Origin of the sequence: Emticicia soli (assembly GCF_037860775.1) — a bacterium.
GTDB lineage: Bacteria > Bacteroidota > Bacteroidia > Cytophagales > Spirosomataceae > Emticicia > Emticicia soli.
This window is the reverse complement of the sequence record NZ_JBBEWC010000011.1, coordinates 183607-199831: the sequence shown is the minus strand read 5'-3', so window position 1 is coordinate 199831 and position 16225 is coordinate 183607. Positions and strand designations below refer to the sequence as shown.

Annotated in this window: 16 protein-coding genes; 10 read left to right on the top strand and 6 right to left on the bottom strand. The window is 37.6% G+C overall.

What is annotated here, in order from left to right; all coding sequences use genetic code 11:
• Positions 1 to 17: 17 nt before the first annotated feature.
• Positions 18 to 746 (bottom strand): DUF4197 domain-containing protein, encoded by a 729-nt coding sequence (locus WAE64_RS18570; protein WP_340239110.1) that lies wholly within the window; start codon positions 744 to 746, stop codon positions 18 to 20.
• 134 nt (positions 747 to 880) lie between these two features.
• On the opposite strand from WAE64_RS18570, the gene WAE64_RS18565 reads away from it, so the two are divergent.
• The 6 genes from WAE64_RS18565 (at position 881) to WAE64_RS18540 (ending at position 7757) form a co-directional block, all read left to right on the top strand.
• The gene (locus WAE64_RS18565; protein WP_340239109.1) at positions 881 to 2155 is read left to right on the top strand and encodes a competence/damage-inducible protein A; all 1275 of its coding nucleotides are present in this window, start codon (positions 881 to 883) and stop codon (positions 2153 to 2155) included.
• Between the two features lie 33 nt (positions 2156 to 2188).
• Complete coding sequence (locus tag WAE64_RS18560) at positions 2189 to 3508, top strand: dihydrolipoamide acetyltransferase family protein (RefSeq protein ID WP_340239108.1); 1320 nt, start codon at positions 2189 to 2191, stop codon at positions 3506 to 3508.
• Positions 3509 to 3691: 183 nt separating this feature from the next.
• Positions 3692 to 5137, top strand: a complete 1446-nt coding sequence (locus tag WAE64_RS18555; RefSeq protein ID WP_340239106.1) for an MBOAT family O-acyltransferase — start codon at positions 3692 to 3694, stop codon at positions 5135 to 5137.
• Positions 5138 to 5140: 3 nt separating this feature from the next.
• Complete coding sequence (locus WAE64_RS18550) at positions 5141 to 5674, top strand: hypothetical protein (protein ID WP_340239105.1); 534 nt, start codon at positions 5141 to 5143, stop codon at positions 5672 to 5674.
• Positions 5675 to 5694: 20 nt separating this feature from the next.
• Entirely contained in the window at positions 5695 to 6555 is an 861-nt protein-coding gene (locus WAE64_RS18545) for an AAA family ATPase (protein WP_340239104.1), read from the top strand.
• A gap of 8 nt (positions 6556 to 6563) precedes the next feature.
• On the top strand, positions 6564 to 7757 hold the full coding sequence (locus WAE64_RS18540) for a vWA domain-containing protein (RefSeq protein WP_340239103.1): 1194 nt from the start codon (positions 6564 to 6566) through the stop codon (positions 7755 to 7757).
• 7 nt (positions 7758 to 7764) lie between these two features.
• Here the strand turns inward: WAE64_RS18540 and WAE64_RS18535 are convergent, their stop codons facing one another.
• Positions 7765 to 8784 carry an acyl-CoA reductase gene (locus tag WAE64_RS18535; RefSeq protein WP_340239102.1) on the bottom strand — a complete coding sequence of 340 codons (1020 nt, stop codon included), beginning with the start codon at positions 8782 to 8784 and terminating at the stop codon, positions 7765 to 7767.
• Between the two features lie 115 nt (positions 8785 to 8899).
• Here WAE64_RS18535 and WAE64_RS18530 point away from each other — a divergent pair, with 115 nt between their 5' ends.
• From WAE64_RS18530 to WAE64_RS18515, 4 genes are all read left to right on the top strand, one after another.
• Positions 8900 to 9250 (top strand): 4Fe-4S dicluster domain-containing protein, encoded by a 351-nt coding sequence (locus tag WAE64_RS18530; protein WP_340239101.1) that lies wholly within the window; start codon positions 8900 to 8902, stop codon positions 9248 to 9250.
• Positions 9251 to 9475: 225 nt separating this feature from the next.
• Positions 9476 to 9826, top strand: a complete 351-nt coding sequence (locus tag WAE64_RS18525) for a 4Fe-4S dicluster domain-containing protein (RefSeq protein ID WP_340239101.1) — start codon at positions 9476 to 9478, stop codon at positions 9824 to 9826.
• Positions 9827 to 10170: 344 nt separating this feature from the next.
• The gene (locus WAE64_RS18520; RefSeq protein ID WP_340239100.1) at positions 10171 to 11292 is read left to right on the top strand and encodes a porin; all 1122 of its coding nucleotides are present in this window, start codon (positions 10171 to 10173) and stop codon (positions 11290 to 11292) included.
• A gap of 74 nt (positions 11293 to 11366) precedes the next feature.
• Entirely contained in the window at positions 11367 to 12704 is a 1338-nt protein-coding gene (locus WAE64_RS18515; RefSeq protein WP_379976723.1) for an ammonium transporter, read from the top strand.
• A 637-nt stretch (positions 12705 to 13341) separates the two neighbouring features.
• On the opposite strand, the gene WAE64_RS18510 is transcribed toward WAE64_RS18515, so the two are convergent.
• From WAE64_RS18510 to WAE64_RS18495, 4 genes are all read right to left on the bottom strand, one after another.
• Positions 13342 to 13767: a hypothetical protein gene (locus WAE64_RS18510; protein ID WP_340239099.1), complete on the bottom strand. Its 426-nt coding sequence runs from the start codon at positions 13765 to 13767 to the stop codon at positions 13342 to 13344.
• A gap of 26 nt (positions 13768 to 13793) precedes the next feature.
• The gene (locus tag WAE64_RS18505) at positions 13794 to 14207 is read right to left on the bottom strand and encodes a hypothetical protein (RefSeq protein WP_340239098.1); all 414 of its coding nucleotides are present in this window, start codon (positions 14205 to 14207) and stop codon (positions 13794 to 13796) included.
• 73 nt (positions 14208 to 14280) lie between these two features.
• The gene (locus tag WAE64_RS18500; RefSeq protein WP_340239097.1) at positions 14281 to 14694 is read right to left on the bottom strand and encodes a lipocalin-like domain-containing protein; all 414 of its coding nucleotides are present in this window, start codon (positions 14692 to 14694) and stop codon (positions 14281 to 14283) included.
• A 162-nt stretch (positions 14695 to 14856) separates the two neighbouring features.
• Positions 14857 to 16221: a M20/M25/M40 family metallo-hydrolase gene (locus WAE64_RS18495; RefSeq protein ID WP_340239096.1), complete on the bottom strand. Its 1365-nt coding sequence runs from the start codon at positions 16219 to 16221 to the stop codon at positions 14857 to 14859.
• Between the last annotated feature and the right edge of the window lie 4 nt (positions 16222 to 16225).

Sequence of the window (16225 nt, the reverse complement as noted above, 5' to 3'; positions counted from 1 at the left end):
TTTGGGCGTATCTTATATTAAATAGAACCAAATACCTTCTTCAATAAATCTGTTGTTCTTGCCCACGGATTCTCTCTGATTTTTGCCTCTTCGTTTGCAACTAATATAAATAAGCCATCAATTGCTTTTTCAGTTGCATAGCCTTTCAAATCAGGATTCACCTTTTGTACAAAAGGTAACTTGTTATACGTTCCGGCTAAATCGGCATAATAACGTGTTGCTTGTGTCTTTTGGAGTGCCTTTTCAACAACTGGCGAAAAAGCTGCTATCAATTGCTCAGAGGTAGTACGTTTCAGGTACATGGTTGCTGCATTTTTTTCTCCTTTCAAAATATTTAATGCATCAGTGAAAGTCATGCTTAAAATGGCATTCACAAAAATTGGCTTAGCTTCTTTGGCTGCCTCTTCTGCACCACGGTTTAGTGCCATCACAAATTTATCTACTTCGCCGCCCAAACCTACTTTTCTTAAAGCAGTTTCAACTTTTTCTACTTCCGGTGGAAACGGGATTTTAATCATCGGATTAAGAAAATAACCGTTTAATTTCGAAGCACTATCGGCACCTTTATTAATTCCAACCTGTAGTGCTTGTTTTAGACCTGAAATAATTTCGTCATTGGTTAGGCCTCCGCCTTGTGTGCTTTTAGAAATACCATCTAAAACTTTACCAAGATTTATTTTCTGGCCGGCACAGCCTTGCATAGTTAAAGTACTAATAATCAACGAAAGAATAAGGAATCTTCTCATTTTTAGCGGGTTTAAAATTGTTTTTTTTAATTATATAGTTGTCTTACTAACGAATGAACACCGAAAATTGTATTTTTGTGCAAATTAAGTTTTAATATACACTTTCTGAAATAACAAAACCCAATGTAATATATATGAGACCTATTTTTGCGGAAGTAGTAACAATTGGAGATGAAATTTTGTACGGACAAATTACTGACACCAATACCCAATGGATGAGTACCGAACTAGACAAACTAGGTATAAAGACAATACGAAAGTCGTCGGTAGGAGACCAGGAAGAGAAAATTTTGCAGATACTGGAAGAAGCTGAAAATAGAGCTGATATTATATTATTAACAGGTGGCTTGGGGCCAACAAAAGACGATATAACAAAAAAAACATTGTGTAAATACTTTAATGATGAATTAGTAATAAACGAAGATGCACTTTTATTTGTTACTGAATTTTTTAATAAAAGAGGTCGCCCACTGACTGAAATAAACCGTCAGCAGGCATTAATACCGAGCCGTTGTACTTATCTTGCCAATAAAACAGGCACAGCTCCGGGAATGTGGTTTGAGAAAGTTGAGGGAGGGGCAAAAGGCAAAATCTTTGTTTCGATGCCGGGAGTGCCTCATGAAATGAAATACCTGATGGCCAACGAAGTATTGCCAAGACTAAAGAAATACTTCGATACGCCAGTAATATATCATAAAATGATTCGTACAATAGGAATAGGCGAATCACTTCTGGCTGAAAAAATAGAAAAATGGGAAGATAGTTTACCACCGCACATAAAATTAGCGTATCTTCCAAGCTTTGGGCAAGTACGTTTAAGATTGACCGGAGTAGGAGAAAATGAAGAAATTTTAAAACAAGAAGTGCAACAGGAAGTTGATAAGGTGTTGCCCATGATAAAATCGTTTGTTTTTGGTTATGATAACGACGATCTTGAGATAGCACTTGGTAATCAATTAAAAAGCCAGGGCAAAACCGTTTCGGTGGCTGAGAGTTGCACAGGTGGTTTTATTTCGCACTTGTTTACAAAAGTACCTGGCAGTTCTGCTTATTTTATGGGAGGAGTAGTAAGCTATGCAAACTCGGTTAAGATTAATGTGTTGGGTGTAAAACCCGAAACTATTGAAGCCCGCGGTGCTGTAAGTGAAGAAACTGTTACCCAAATGGCCGAAGGTGCAAGAGCATTAATGAAAACAGATTTTGCCATAGCAACCAGTGGCGTAGCAGGGCCTGATGGAGGCACACCAGAAAAACCAGTAGGTACGCTCTGGATAGCCTGTGCTATGGAGGGTAAAACCATTGCACGAAAAATTCAAATGTCGAACCAAAGAGACACAAATATAAATTATGGCAGTGTAGTTGCCATGAATCTTTTACGTAAAATGCTTAATGGCGATTACGAATCTTAATTTGACATCAACAAAAATCTAATAATATAGACTATGGCGCTTGTAGAAATGTTAATGCCTAAAATGGGTGAAAGTATATTTGAATGTACTGTCTTGAATTGGTTGAAGAATGTGGGCGATAAAATAGAAGCAGATGAAATGATTCTGGAAGTGGCAACCGATAAAATAGACACAGAAATAGGCTCGGCTTATGATGGTATTCTGAAAGAAGTATTGGTACAAAAAGGAGAAATAGCCGCTATCGGGAAACCTATATGTATTATTGAAACAGATGCAGAGAATGTTGCTGCTAATTCTGAAAAACCTGTTGAACAGCCGGAAAGTGAAGAAAAAGAGGTTGAAAATGTTGCAGCAGAACTAGAAAGCCAATCGAAATTGACCTCATTATTGTTAGAGAATGAAGAACCAAAAATAAACTCGCTAAGTGGTCGTTTCTACTCGCCATTGGTGCAAAACATTGCTAAAGAAGAAAATATATCGAGCGAGGAGCTTGAAAACTTACAAGGTTCAGGAGCAGATAATCGTGTTACAAAAGATGATATTCTGGCTTATGTGCAGTTGAAGAAAGAAAAAGGAGCACAAGTTATTAATACACCAGCTCCATCAGCACCGGTGTCGGCTCCGGCTTATATACCAAACGCTACTGACCAGATTATTGAAATGGACAGAATGCGTAAAATGATTGCCGATAGAATGGTGGAATCGAAGCGAATATCGGCGCACGTTACTTCGTTTGTTGAGACCGATATGACCAATGCTTCTTTGTGGAGAGATAAAATAAAACATAGTTTTAAACAAGAAACAGGCGAAAATATCACATTTACACCGCTATTGATTGAGGCGGTGGTGAAGGCAATCAAAGATTTTCCATTAATCAATATTCAGGTTGATGGTGATAGAATTATTCGTAAAGGTAAAATCAATATTGGTATGGCTGTTGCCTTGCCAACTGGTAATCTGATTGTACCTGTCATACACGAAGCAGATTCTTATAGCCTGATTGGCCTTACTAAAAAGATAAACGACCTTGCCAACCGTGCGAGAAACAATAAACTAAAGGCTGATGATTTATCAGATGGTACACTCTCAGTTTCAAATATTGGTTCGTTTGGCAACATAGCCGGAACACCAATTATTATGCAGCCGCAGGTTTCGATTCTTGCCTTTGGCGTGATTCAGAAAAAAGTTTCAGTTATAGAAACACCACACGGCGATACCATAGGAATCAGACAGAAAATGATAATTTCGCATTCGTACGACCACCGGGTGGTGGATGGTTCTTTAGGCGGCCAGTTTGTGAAACGTGTTTCTGATTACCTTGAGAATTTTGATTTAGATAGAAAACTATTCTGATTTATAGATAAAAGGTCTGAGTTTATCAGGCCTTTTATGTTATCACTTCTACATTTGGTTAATTACAGAGTTTTTTGATTAATATTGGATTAGAATAAATTTGCTGCCGAAAACATGGAAATTTATTTTATAATCTAACATTAAAGCAAGAACTTTGGAATTCGAACTTTGAACGCCCTTAAGATGCTTTTTAATTCGCTAGAGTTTTTAATATTTTTTCCTGTAGTAACACTCCTTTATTTTGCCCTTCCGCATAAATATCGCTGGTTTCATTTGTTAGTAGCTAGTTGTGTTTTTTATAGCTTCTTTATTCCTTATTATATACTTATACTTTTCTTCACTATTATAATAGATTACTTTGCCGGAATCTGGATTGAGCAGGCGCAGGGTAAACGAAGAAAATGGGCACTCATAATGAGCTTGGTAGCGAATATTGGTGTATTGGCAGTGTTTAAGTACTACAACTTTTTTATTGATAATTTCAATGCAGTACTATATAAGATAAATCCTGACGAACTCATGCCTTATTGGGATATTATCTTGCCAATCGGGCTATCGTTCCATACTTTTCAGGCCATGAGTTATACCATTGAGGTATATAGAGGAAACGAAAAAGCCGAAAGACATTTCGGCATTTATGCGCTTTACGTAATGTTTTATCCGCAATTAGTGGCCGGGCCAATCGAACGCCCTCAGAATGTGCTACATCAGTTCTATGAAAAACATGAGTTTGATTATGATAGGGTAGTAAGTGGGCTTCGTCTTATGCTTTGGGGCATGTTCAAAAAAGTAGTAATTGCCGACAGACTTGCCAAGTTTGTAAATATGGTTTATAATAACCCTACAGATTATCAGGGCTTACCCTTGATTGTAGCTACTATTTTCTTTACGTTCCAGATTTACTGCGATTTTTCCGGCTATTCCGATATCGCCCTAGGTTCGGCACGCATCATGGGTTTTAAACTGATGAAAAACTTTGACCGACCGTACCTTTCTAAATCAGTAGGAGAGTTCTGGCGTCGTTGGCATATTTCTCTTTCTACTTGGTTCAGAGATTATCTTTATATTCCTTTAGGTGGTAATCGAGTGTCAAAACCCCGTCAATATTTCAATCGGTTCTTTGTATTTATGGTAAGTGGTTTGTGGCATGGCGCCAATTGGCATTATGTTATCTGGGGAGCATTACACGGTTTTTATTTGATTATTGGGCAAATGACAGCCTCTTTGCAAAATAAACTGACGGGTGTAAAAGGCTCATTGAGCCATGCGGCTATTCCGCAAAAGATATTACATGGCGCTATTACTTTTGTGTTGGTAGCTTTTGCCTGGATTTTCTTTAGGGCTAACACCAACGCAGATGCTATTTATATTGCAAAAAACATATTTAAAGCGAGCTCACATTCTTTAGATACCATCATATATATGATTGGAAAGAATGAACTATATTTAATTATTATTTCATTTGTCATCATGGAGTCAGTTCAATGGTTGCAAAGAGGTAAGAATCTATCGGCATGGATTGATGCCCGCCCACGCTGGCAACGTTGGGGCTCTTATTACCTCATCTTATTTATGATTCTATGTTATGGCGTTTATAACAATTCACAATTTATTTATTTCCAATTTTAAGGTATGAAAAACGAAGGATTTGACCCACAGGAAATTGCTCAGCTAAAAGCTGAATGCAAACAAGAAGGACAAAACTATGTAATAGTTGAAGATGAAGACGGCATGAATGATTCGGGCGAATTTGCTCATTTTCAGTTTGTTGGTAAGCATAATGGCGAAGAAGTAATCTACGATGCTGTAATGGGAACGTTACGTTTGAATCACAGCAGTCTTGTTTTTGAAGAAGCTGAAAGCAGAATGAAAAAATCTTATCCTGATTATGTAGAGGTTGATAAACGTAAGCCTAACTACAAAATCAATGAAGATATGGAAATGGTGATGGAAGAAATAATTGAGGAGTTGGAAGAAGAGGAAACCATTCAGGTAGCTGAGTTTGTAGAAATCGACGAAGATTTTGAATATGGCATTGGGCTTGATATTGCTTTAAATGTTGAAGAAATTGATGACGAAGTAATTACTAAATTCGTTAATGAATTTAATGCAGGAACATTGAAACTCGACCCGACATTGTATAGTTTTACAAGCGAAGAAGAGTAAGCATTGCTAAAGGGAAATTTATGGTAGGCAATTCGGATAAAAATAATACTTTCTCGGGTACATCAAGTTATGTGGCTACCCGCGAGCTGCAAACCGCAGTAAATGCTGCCATTGCGCTTCAAAGACCATTGCTTATAAAGGGTGAACCCGGTACGGGTAAAACCCTTTTGGCTTTTGAGGTAGCTAAGGCTTTGGATAAACAGCTTTTTACCTGGCACGTAAAATCGACTACTACAGCCCAGCAGGGCTTGTATGAGTATGATGCCGTTTCTCGATTACGTGATTCTCAGCTAGGCGATGATAGGGTAAATGAAGTAGAAAACTATATCAAGAAAGGTAAAATATGGGAGGCTTTTGATACTGACGAACAGAGTGTATTGTTGATTGATGAAATTGATAAAGCCGATATTGAGTTTCCGAACGATTTATTGCAGGAACTCGACCGTATGGAGTTCTATTGCTATGAACTAAAACGGACAATTAAAGCCAAGCATCGGCCAATTATCATTATTACCTCAAACAACGAGAAAGAATTGCCTGATGCCTTTTTGCGCCGTTGTTTCTTTCATTTTATCCGTTTCCCAGATAAAGAAACCATGCAGCAGATTGTTGATGTGCATTATGAAGGTCTGGAAGAAACTCTTCTTGCCAATGCGCTGAAAACTTTCTTTGGTATCAGAGAAATAAAGAACCTGAAAAAGAGACCTTCAACCAGTGAGCTAATAGATTGGCTTAAATTATTATTGGTTGGTAAAGTTTCAGCCGAAGATTTGGACGATTTAAGCAAAATGAATCAGGTACCGCCATATTTGGGGGCTTTGCTTAAAAATGAGACCGATTACGATTTATTTAGAGCACTGCGTGAAAAGGGTATAAAATAACATAAAAAATGCTTTTAGATTTCTTCTATCATCTGAAAAGTAATAGACTTCCGGTTTCGATAAGAGAGCACCTGACCCTGTTAGAAGCCCTCGACAAAGAAGTGATTGCTTACAGTGTAGAAGATTTCTATTTTTTGAGCCGTGCTATTTTTGTTAAACATGAGCAAAACCTCGATTTGTTTGATAAACTTTTCGGCCAGTTTTTTGGCGATGCAGAAAGTGTTCCTGTTGAGCAAATTTTGGCAAATATTGACGAAAACTGGCTGAAATCAAATTTGTTAAGAGAACTAAGCGAGGAAGAAAAGGAAGCCATAAATGCAATGGGTGGGCTCGATGAATTGATGAAAAGATTCAAAGAGTTACTTGATGAACAAAAAGAAAAACACGAAGGCGGTAGCAAATGGATTGGTGCAGGTGGGACTTCGCCTTTTGGTAACTCTGGGTATAATCCGGCAGGGATTAGAATAGGAGGTAAAGGAGGCGGAAAAAGTGCTGTAAAAGTGTGGGATAAAAGGGAGTTCAAAAACTATGATAACGACCTTGAGCTTAACACCCGAAATACCAAAATGGCATTAAAACGCCTACGTATATTAACAAGAGAAGGCGTTGAAGATGAACTAAACCTTGATGAAACCATCGATAAAACCTGCCAGAATGCCGGTTTGCTTGATATTAAAATGCAGGCATCGAAACAGAATAGGGTGAAAGTATTGCTTTTGCTTGATGTTGGCGGCTCAATGGACGAATATATTGAAGAATGTTCTACACTTTTTTCTTCAGCAAAGCACCAGTTTAAGCATCTTGAGCATTATTATTTTCATAATTGCGTGTATGAAACCCTGTGGAGAGATAATGGCCGCCGCTACGAAGACCGTGTATCTACCTGGGATGTGCTCAATAAATATAATAAAGATTACAAAGTTATTTTTGTGGGAGATGCTTCTATGTCGCCCTGGGAAATATCAGAACCTCGGGGAAGCGTAGAGCATTATAATGAAGAATCGGGTTTAACCTGGCTCACAAGATTCAAAGAAAAGTTCCCGAACCTTGTGTGGCTAAACCCGATTAATGATGGCTACTGGCAATATACACACTCTATAAAATTAATAAGAGAGTGGTCTGACGAACGAATGTTTCCGCTTACTATTAATGGTATTGAAAAAGCTATGAAATGTCTCAAAAACAGTAAACTGAAATTCTGATAGCTTATTATATATTCTTCAAAAACTCAATTGTATTTACACCATCTGCAAAATCATTCAATTTGGGTGCTTGCGCTTCTCCAAATGCAAAACTATTCTCAAAATTACGGTCTTTCGAAACTATACATTGAATCTTTTCCTGATGACTTTCAATGAGTTGCTGTAAATGTTCCTTGTTTTCGTAATATTCAAAATGACAAACAGATATAGCTGAAACCAGTGCTGCATCTTCTTTCAGAAGCAAAAAGCCATTATCAAAATGCGGCGTTTTATTTACTAAAAGCACCGACTTATTGTAGTCATAATTATTGTTATACTTATGGTGAATAGAAATGGTGCTCCAGTACTCTATTGACTCGTAGAATTTATCAAAAGTATAGCCCTTTGGTACGAAGAGCTTCGATACATTGCGGCAGCCTAAACCAAAATACTGAAAAATATCATTGCCAAGATTTGCTAGCTCAGTTCTCGATTCTTCGCCTGTCAGAACAGCTACCGAAGTTCTGTTCTTCCGAATTATATGTGGTATTTTGGTAAAGTAATATTCAAAATGTTTGGCAGTGTTATCGCTTCCTGTGGCAATCATTGCATCGGCCTCATTCAGTTTATCTGCTACTTTTATATAGTCTCTTAAAGCAGGATTAATTTCGAACAATTGAAAAATCAACAAACGCATAAGCACCGAATCGCTCGAGCTTAATTTCACTAAAGCAATATTGCCACTCAACACTACGCACAATAAATCGTGAAACCCAACTACCGGAATATTGCCAGCCATTACAATTCCAACTTTTTTCGGATTTGGGTTGGCTTCAATGCTATTGGCCTCAACAAAGTTTGCTAATATTTCTTTATCAAGATAATAGCGAGCTATATTGTTTAATGAAAGTTTAACGTTATCTTCTGTAAACCAGGCATTTTCATTGCGAGCCGAGTATGACCATTGTTTTATCGTATCGGCGTTATTTTCGTCAAGTATGAAACCTCCAAGTTGTGAAAATGTGAGTATAAAGTCTTTTAATTGCATTATTTATAGAAAAATTGATTTAGTATTTAAAATCATGCAAAAATACAACTAAATTGAAACTTTGAAGCTGTATATTTGTTGATTATTTGAAAACTACTAAAAATATAGAGAGAGTATGGCAATAATGATTACAGACGAATGTATCAATTGTGGTGCATGCGAACCTGAGTGCCCTAACACGGCAATTTATGAAGGTGGAGTAGAATGGACGTGGGGTGGCGGAACAAAATTGGCAGAAGTAGAATTAGGAGATGGCTCTATTATTGGCGGTAAAGACCCGATGTCGCCAGTTTCTGATGAATTTTATTATATAGTTACAGATAAGTGTACTGAGTGCCATGGTTTTCATGAGGAGCCTCAGTGTGCAGCGGTTTGTCCGGTAGATTGTTGTGTGCCAGACCCTGACAATGTAGAAGACGATGATACGCTTGCGGCAAAAAAAGCCTGGTTGCATGCTGAAGCTTAATTTTTAGATATAGGTATTCAATTAGCTCTCCATATTAGAAGCCTGCCCGATTTCTCGGGCAGGCTTTTTTTGTCTTGTTTCTGGGAATTTTATTCAGTTTGTTTTGAGAGTAATTAGTGTCTTTTAACTTTACTATTCCAAAAGGTTATAGAGCATAATTTAAAATCGTTTAAAAGTGAAAATTGTAAGTCGTAAATTTGGCTATTATTTAAAAACATAGACAGTATGGCAATAATGATTACAGACGAATGTATCAATTGTGGTGCATGCGAACCTGAGTGCCCTAACACGGCAATTTATGAAGGTGGAGTAGAATGGACGTGGGGTGGCGGAACAAAATTGGCAGAAGTAGAATTAGGAGATGGCTCTATTATTGGCGGTAAAGACCCGATGTCGCCAGTTTCTGATGAATTTTATTATATAGTTACAGATAAGTGTACTGAGTGCCATGGTTTTCATGAGGAGCCTCAGTGTGCAGCGGTTTGTCCGGTAGATTGTTGTGTGCCAGACCCTGACAATGTAGAAGACGATGATACGCTTGCGGCAAAAAAAGCCTGGTTGCATGCTGAAGCTTAATTTTTAGATATAGGTATTCAATTAGCTCTCTATATTAGAAGCCTGTCCGATTTCTCGGACAGGCTTTTTTTGTATTAATCTTCTAATTGTACAGAATTAAGAAATTATTGTATTGCGGAATAATATATTGAATATATGTAAAAATACGATATAATATTCTTTGTTAATAATTATTGTATTATTCTTATATATTATATTTTTTTATACATAAAATTTCGTAAAAAATATTTTTTTAAAGAAAAATAAGATTTTTTTAAACATAATATTTGGAATTAAAATATTTTTGCTGAACATTTGTGATAGATTATGATATAAAACAATCGCCACTTAAACCAAAGATTATTATGAGAAAATTGATTTTTACAGTATTATCGTTGTTTTCAATAGCAACAACACAAGCACAAGAAAGTACAACAACCACAGAAGAAAAAGCAAACCCTCTCACATTCTCAGGTTATATTGATACTTACTTCTTTGGAAACCTAAACAATCCAAAATCAAGATCAAATTTAGGCGTATCTGGTTTCGAGCGTATCTTCGACCAAAAACCAGGACAATTTCAACTTGGTCTTGCCCAAACGAAATTATCTTACTCTACCGACAAAGTTGATGCAGTAATTGACCTTGTATTTGGTAATCACGCAGATTTAGGAAACTATGGAAATATCATAAGTCCGGTATCTGGTGCAACAAGTACTGCACTGGCAATCAAACAAGCATATATAACATGGAAAGCCTCTGATAAATTTTCAATTACTGCTGGTCAGTTTGGTACGCATATTGGTTATGAAGTAATTGATGCACCTGTAAACTTTAACTATTCACTTTCTAACCTTTTTGGTAACGGTCCTTTCTACCATACTGGTTTAAAAGCGACTGTTGCTACTTCGGCTAAATCATCATTAACATTTGGAGTTGTTAACGGTATTGACACAAAAGATGATAATAATGATAAACTAGGCTTTATGGGACAGTTCTATGTTTCTCCTGCTGAAGGTTGGAATTTATATGTAAACTGGTTGGGTAGTGACGAAGGAGTAGACGAGAAATCTTTCTATTCAATTTTTGACTTAACTACTTCTTATCAAATTACTGATAAATTCTTATTAGGCTTAAATGCTGCCTATGGTTCACAAGATAAAAAGACATGGGGTGGTGCAGCACTTTACGCTCAACTTGCCTTCACTGATAAATTCGCTTTGGGTGGTCGTTATGAGTACTTTGATAACACTAGCGGTGTACGTGGTTTAATTAATCCATCAAGACCAAACGGTGGTACAACTACAAACTCATTCACTTTAACAGGAAACGTAACAATCTCTGACAATCTATTATTCAAACCTGAGTTCCGTTTCGATAGCTTTGCTAAAGGTGCAGCAGGAATGGAGCAATTTGAAGATAGCAAAGGAGAATTTACAAAAAGCTCACAATCAACAATTGGCGGTGCGCTAATTTTCAAATTCTAATAATATTATTATCAATAAACCTAAACTAAACTGTAAGATTATTTTTTGTACAACACTTAAACCCCAAACACATTATGCGTAAAAATCCTCTCCCTCTGATTATCCTGCTAGCAATAGCAATCGCCGGAGTATTTATGCCTGCGGTGCCATCTACTATCATTACCGAAGGGATAGTTGGAGCCGATGTTGCCTGGATGCTCGTAAGTTCAGCTTTGGTACTACTCATGACACCCGGATTAGCTTATTTCTATGGTGGTATGGTAAACACAAAGAACGTTATCTCTACTATGCTTCAAAGCTTTATTGCAATGGGTGTAATCTCTATCCTTTGGGTTACAGTTGGTTTCAGCCTTGCATTTGGCGATTCGATAGGTGGTTTTGTTGGTAATCCAATGACTTACTTCATGTTTAATGGTGTATTAGAAGCTCAGCCTTGGGGCACTATACCATTAGTTGTGTTTGCGTTTTTCCAATTGAAATTTGCGGTTATCACTCCTGCACTTGTTACAGGTTCATTGGCTGAAAGAATTAACTTTAAATCATACGTTTTATTTATAATTCTATTTAGCATATTTATCTATGCACCTCTAGCACACTGGACATGGCACGCAGAAGGTTTCCTTTTCAAACTAGGTGTGCTTGACTTCGCTGGTGGTACTGTTGTACACATGTCGGCTGGTTGGGCTGCTTTAGCTGGTGCAATCTATTTGAAACGCCGTCGTGCACACGTTGATGGTAGCTTCCTACCTCCTGCAAATATCCCTTATGTATTGTTGGGTACAGGTTTACTTTGGTTCGGTTGGTTTGGTTTCAACGCTGGCTCTGCACTTAGCGCTGGTCCTTTGGCTGCTTCTGCTTTCGCTACTACTAACACTGCGGCTGCAGCTGCTGGTTTAGCTTGGGTATTATTTGATGCCGCTCGTGGCAAAAAAGTTTCAGCTTTAGGGTTCTGTATTGGTGTAGTTGTAGGTTTGGTAGCTATTACGCCTGCGGCTGGTTTCGTAACTATTCCTCATTCAATCTTTATCGGAGCTATCTCGTCTCTTATCTCTAACTACCTTGCTCACTTAAAAACCAAAACAGCTTTGGACGATACACTTGATGTATTCCCTTGCCATGGTGTTGGTGGTATGGTTGGTATGATTATGACAGGGATCTTTGCAAGCAAAGGCATTAACCCTGCAGTAGCTGACGAAGGTCTATTCTTTGGTGTATCGAAATTATTCGTAAACCACATGATAGCACTGGTTGTAGTTTCAGTATTTGCATTTGCAATGTCATTTGTTCTTTTGAAAGTTACAGACTTAATTCTTCCATTGCGTGTATCAGATTCTGACGAAAAAGAAGGTCTTGATAAAAGCCAACACGATGAGTCTCTTGTTGAGGCTGGTGCAGTTGTAGAATTAGTATAAGATATTATTTTTTGTAACAAAATCACAATTGCGGGTTAAACCGTACTTTTATTGTGGTTTTGTTGTACTCCATAAGTTAAAATGCCTGCTTTCTTAGCGGGCATTTTCTTTTGTTATAGGCTAGGCCAAGTCCATAAAGCAAGTTTGAATAGATAGCTTTTAGTATGGCTATCTTCAGTGATAATTATTTTGTTTTTCGAGCTATAATTTATTTTAATTTCAAAGATAAAACTTACATCGAAAATTGTATTTTTTGTAGAGGCTTGCTGATTAGGATTCAAGAAATAAGCGTTCATTTCTATCATACTTGGATGTTTGATTAGGAACTGCTTCTTACGTTTCGGTGAATAAATTCACCGCCTAATGAAACAAAGGAAGTTTATCCATAGCGCCGACTTAAGTCGGCACATATATTAAAAAATATTCCGTTGTTATACCAGCCACCCAATTTATTGGGTGAACATTGGCATTAGCTATTACTATTGAATCTAGTTTCAAAGAACACTTAGTTCTTGAAACATAGTCTATTGCGCTCATATCATATCAGCAATAAACAAAATAGGCAGATACGAGCCTTGAGACGCATACCTGCCTATTGACTAAGCAAAAACAGAGAAATGATTATAAGAGGAAGGGTTTATTTCTTTACTCTGGCAAATTTGTTGCGCACATCGCACATTTCAAGTATTAATGAATCGGCGTTCAAACTTACAATTTCCCATTGATTGCAAGGTCTACAACTCATCTGAGGGCAGCTTTTGGTGTCTGAAAAAGTAATAGTAGTACCTGCTACCGCATATTTATTGCCTGCAGTACAGCATTCTGCTCCTTCTTTTCCTTCACGCATATATCTTCCGTCTATTGTGAACTCTGAGTTTGGAATTGCCACAAGCGCATTGTAATGGTTCCATCCGCTCCAATTCCCATTTGCTTCCTTCGTTTGAATCTGATAAGTATGAGCCCATTCGCCTACAAGTTCTTTGGGCTCAATATTATTGTTTTTAGGATCGCAAGCATAAAGAGCAAGAGCTATACCCAGAATAGTAGTAATAGACTTTATCATTTGTGATGTAATTTATAGAATAGACACTATTTTGCTTTTATATATTTGGTTCTGGTGTTACATGATTCTAAAATCAAAGTATCATCTTTCAATGTATTAATCGTCCACTCATGGCAATCCATACATCTTACTTGTGGGCAAGATAGAAAGTCAGAAAACTTAATAACATTGTTTGATATAGTATATAAGTTGCCGGCACTACAACAATCAGCACCAGGTTGTCCACCACGTAAAAATTTGCCGTCACGGGTAAATTCTATGTTAGGAAGGGCAACATAAATAGTTACATAAGACCAAGGCCCCCATTTCCCGTCAGCGTTTTTTGTTTGAATCTGATAAGCATTCGCCCATTCACCTATAATTTCTTTAGGTTTAATTTTAGAGGAATCACAAGCAAATAAAAGAAAAGTAAGGCCAAAAATACAAATAAGAGATTTCATCGTTTCGGGTGTTTTAATAATGATTCCTTTTAAGCAGTTAATCTGGAATCAGGCTAGAATTTATTATATCAGATTATTTCCCTCGTGCATATTTGCTTCGTGAATTACAAACTTCTAATATGAGTGTATCATCATTTAAACTCACAATTTTCCAATCGTTGCAGTTGGCACAAGATACCTGAGGGCAGGCTTTTGTTTCGGAAAAAGTGATAATGTTGTTTGAAACTGCGTATTTATTGCCGGCAGTACAACAATCTGCACCATCTTTTCCATCACGCAAAAATCTTCCAGAAGCTGTAAACTCCATATTTGGTATTGCTACTAAAGTGTTAATGGTTGTCCAAGGGCCCCATTTACCACCAGGTTCTTTGGTTTGCATCTCGTAAGTAGGCCACCAAATACCAATCAGTTTTTCTGGTGCAACAAATTTAGACTCGCAAGCCACAAAAATAAGTACAGTAATACAAAATGCCGTCAGCGATTTCATAGGGTCGGATATTTATGCTAATGATGCATTTTTTTTCTAAAAGGTTGGAAACTAAAGGGCGATTTAGTGATTTTTAATTTCGAGCAATGGGATGGGAGCTATGTGTAATAAAAAAGGGTGCAGTTAATGGCTGCACCCTTATAAAAAGTTTCAATAAGTTTGTTATTCTCCCGCATTTCTCAACCCTACTCTTGGTAATACTGGAAGGCTTTCGTTACCCTCTTCACTAACCGATTGTACCGCAAAAAAGTAGTTGTCTTTTGAGTACGGCAAAGTCATTTTAAGGTCAGTAGTAAAAAATTTCTTTTGCCAGTAGGGCATGGCAGTTTCGCGCATCAAAACATAATAGCCTTTTACTTTACCATTCTTAGAGGCTTTCCAGCGTAAACTGGTTGAATTACCTAAGCCTCGCACATCAAGAATTACGTCTTCTGGCATCGATGGTGATTTGGCTAAATTAGCCAATGTGGCCAGGTTTACGCAAGTATTCTTTCTCAGATATTCAAAGTCCATATCTTTGGCATAATCACCGTATTCAATACCTTTTTCTACCCGCAAATCCTGGTGTTGGTGCAGAAAATTCTCATTCATTTCTGAAATTCGTACGGCCGCAAAACCCTTATTTACAAACGGGGTATGGTCGCCACCACGTAGAAAGCGGTCGTTTCTGTATATCATCACTACTTCAAGGTTATCAACATATCTTTCTCCGGTTTCTTTTAAATATCGGGCAAGTTGACGGGCTTTTCCATCGTTTTCAACACCATATTGTCTGATAGCCCCCACTTTCTTATCCATTTCAAAAGCAGGTAGTCCCTCGCTAAATACTCTCAAGCGGGTATTATCAATAATATTAGTTTCATTACTGTTGTTAGAGCCCATAATATCATTGTTCAGAATAGCCTCTAAATTCCAGTTTTCTGCTACAGCTTTTTCTGCCAGATGATTAGCTCCTAATAAACCTTGCTCTTCGCCACTTACAGTTACAAAAATAACCGAAGCCGGAAACTTAGATTTCGACATTATTCGGGCAAGTTCAATAACAGCTACTGTACCGCTCCCGTCGTCGTTTGCGCCCGGTGCATCCGATTCCCGATTCATAACATCTGTTACACGGCTATCAATATGCCCGCTTACCAAAAAAACTCGGTTGTCGTTTGGGTCTGTGCCTTTTAGGGTAGCCATTACGTTGGCAATCTCAATGGTTTTATCAACCCGTTTGCCGTCTGGTTGTAGTGTCCAGGTATCCATGTAAGCCGTCATTCTGCCTTCCGATTGCTTAGCAAATTCCTGAAATTTGCTTAAGACCCATTTGCGGGCTGCGCCAATACCACGTTTGCTATCGGTAGTAGTAGATAAAGTGCTTCTTGTACCAAAGCTTACAAGCTTGTCGATATAGGCTCTAAGGGTGTCGCTCGATACCTGATTAACTAAGGCCTCAATTTGTGGGTCACGGTTAATGATTTTCTGAGCAGAGATTTCGAAAGAAATGATGATGAAGCCGAGTAAAAATAATCCTTTTTTCATGAAT